Consider the following 2,548-nt stretch of genomic DNA (forward strand, 5'->3'; position numbering starts at 1 on the left):
GTATCATTTTGAATATCTGAAATAGTCTTACCGTTTATCTCACTTATCCTGCATGTAACGATGGGCACCACCTGCTTAGGCTCCAGATCGTTCTCTTTCGTAAGCTGTATAACTTCCTCTTTCTGAGAGGGTTGTATATCAAATAGAATGGTATTCGATTGATTTTTATCACCCACAAACTCAACCTGGTTTAATAAACTACTTTGCGCAATAGTAAGTGTGGCAATGAGAAAAGCGCCAAGGCCAATTACAACTACCAACACTAAAGTCTGATTATTTGGCCTGTACAAATTAGCTAAACTTTGTTTCCAGATGAACCCCCAGTTAGAAGGAAAAAACCTCCTCACCAAGTACATTATTAACCAGCCAACACCAGATAGTGCTGCAAAGGCCAGCAAAATACCCAGAAAGAAAAATACACCTATCTCCAAACTCTCTGATTGATAAGCTGCAAAAAGCAATGGGAACAAAATAATAAGTATTGAAACAAAAACGCGCGACTTAGAAAAGTTTTTCAAAGGTTCAAACCCAGATCGGAGTACTGCAAGTGGCGGAATAAACCGAACGGCCAGCAAAGGCAAAGCAGAAAATAATATGCCAATGAGCACGCCTAATAGCAAGCCTTCGCCAATAGCTGACCATGCCAACTGCATATCCAAATCAAGCGGAATAAACTCCTGAAGCAATGACGGTATGAGGTATTGGATAGCAACTCCTAATACAACACCAAGTAAACTGCCTATAAATCCTGTAACAACGGCCTGAATAAAGAAAATATTAAAAGATTGCCAGCCAGACGCACCGACACATCTCAGAACTGCTACTGATTCCTTCTTCTCCTTTACATAAATATGAACAGAACTGGCCACACCTATGCAACCTAGTATTAATGCTACAAAAGCCAGAAGGTTAAAAAAGCGATACATATTTTTAAAACCTTCACCCAAGCTATTCTTACGGTCTTTGACAGTATCTACAGAATGACCATATTTTATAGCTATTGGCTGCAAAACGGAGACTGCACTTTCTACCTGTTCCTCATTCTGTACTTTAAAGAATAATTTATAATCGACCCTGCTGCCATATTGTACAAGCCCTGTAGAATCCAGGTACTTTGCGCTTATATAAACCGATGGGGTAAACGTAGATGAAATGCCTCCGCCACCAGGAATCTTGGAAACTTCACCAGCTACTTTAAAAATCAGTTTGCCTACTTTTATAGAATCATCTCCTGAAACATCGTATTGTGACATAAGGTTGGCATCCATCATGGCGTATTGCCCTGATTTCATTAAGTCATAGGCATTGCCGGGAAGTGTTTCTAATTCACCGTAAAACGGAAAATCGCCCTCCAGTGCCACAACCCTTACCAATCGTACCCCGGAGGTACTTGTCATGAACTGAACCATAGAAGCCAAGCTGGACTCACCTGCCATTTCAACAGGAATAGAATCAATGGTACTATATATCTCAGGCTCAAAACGCTTGTTTCCATCTAGCACAAAATCGGCACCCAGAAGCTCCCTAGCCTGGCTGTCGATACTTCTTTGCAGGTTTATGTTGAATGAATTTATTGAAACCAACGCTGCTATTCCAATAATCACTGAACTGATAAAAAGCAAAAGCCTCATGGGATTATTGCGCGCATCTCGGAAGGCCATACGCCACACCCATGGGTCATTCAAAATATTTTTCTTACCTCGATCAATTTTAATTTTATACTCCATCAGGCTAGAGCTACTTTCTGATCATCTACCAACTTCCCACCTTTAATCCGAAGTATTCGTTCTGTTTTGGAAGCTAACTCCAAATTGTGTGTAACCATCACCAGAGTTGTACCTTTCTGCTTATTTAAATCAAAGAGTAGTTCTTCTACCTGGGCAGCCGTTTCTTCATCTAAATTACCAGTGGGTTCATCTGCAAATAGAATTTTTGGATCTGTGATAAACGCCCTGGCAATCGCCACACGTTGCTGTTCACCACCCGATAGCTGAGATGGATAATGATCGGTTCTGTCTCCCAAACCAACACGCGTTAATAAATCAATGGCCTTTTGTTTATACCCTTTCTCGCCTCTTAGTTCTAGCGGAACGGTCACATTTTCAAGGGCAGTAAGTGTTGGTAGCAGTTGAAAATTTTGAAAAACAAACCCGATGTATTGATTTCGTGTATATGCCCGGTCATCTTCATCCAACGCATTTAATTTTATTCCATTGAGGGAAACGGTGCCGCTGGTGGCCACATCTAGTCCCGCACACAGGCCTAACAAGGTAGTTTTACCACTGCCAGAAGGCCCCACAATGGTGGCTGTTGCTCCTTCTTCAATGGTAAATGTTACATTATCAAGTACTGTAAGCTCTCTGTTTCCTGATTTGAATGTCTTGGTTAAATTTTCAACTGAAAGAATATCTGCCATATTTGTATAACACGAATTAATCGAATGCGTTTAGATTACTAATATCTATCTTTTTACGTGGTTAGTTAATTTTGTTTACATATTAACAACTATTTTAATATTAGGCATCCTTATTGTTCAGTTAGAATCATG

At 40.3% G+C, this 2,548-nt stretch carries 2 protein-coding genes; both read right to left on the reverse strand.

Annotation, left to right across the window (positions count from 1 at the left end; genetic code table 11):
- On the reverse strand, positions 1 to 1,727 hold a 1,727-nt coding region (locus RLO81_RS20575; RefSeq protein ID WP_350116401.1), incomplete at its 3' end, for an ABC transporter permease.
- On the reverse strand, positions 1,727 to 2,416 hold the full coding sequence (locus tag RLO81_RS20580; protein ID WP_350116403.1) for an ABC transporter ATP-binding protein: 690 nt from the start codon (positions 2,414 to 2,416) through the stop codon (positions 1,727 to 1,729). The genes RLO81_RS20580 and RLO81_RS20575, both read right to left, overlap by 1 nt.
- Positions 2,417 to 2,548 lie beyond the last annotated feature (132 nt).

This window comes from Fulvivirga sp., from assembly GCF_040220315.1.
GTDB lineage: Bacteria > Bacteroidota > Bacteroidia > Cytophagales > Cyclobacteriaceae > Fulvivirga.

What these genes read in the sequence shown, in the direction of transcription:
- RLO81_RS20580 (WP_350116403.1), bottom strand. Translation starts at nt 2,416, where the DNA reads ATGGCAGATATTCTTTCAGTTGAAAATTTAACCAAGACATTCAAATCA.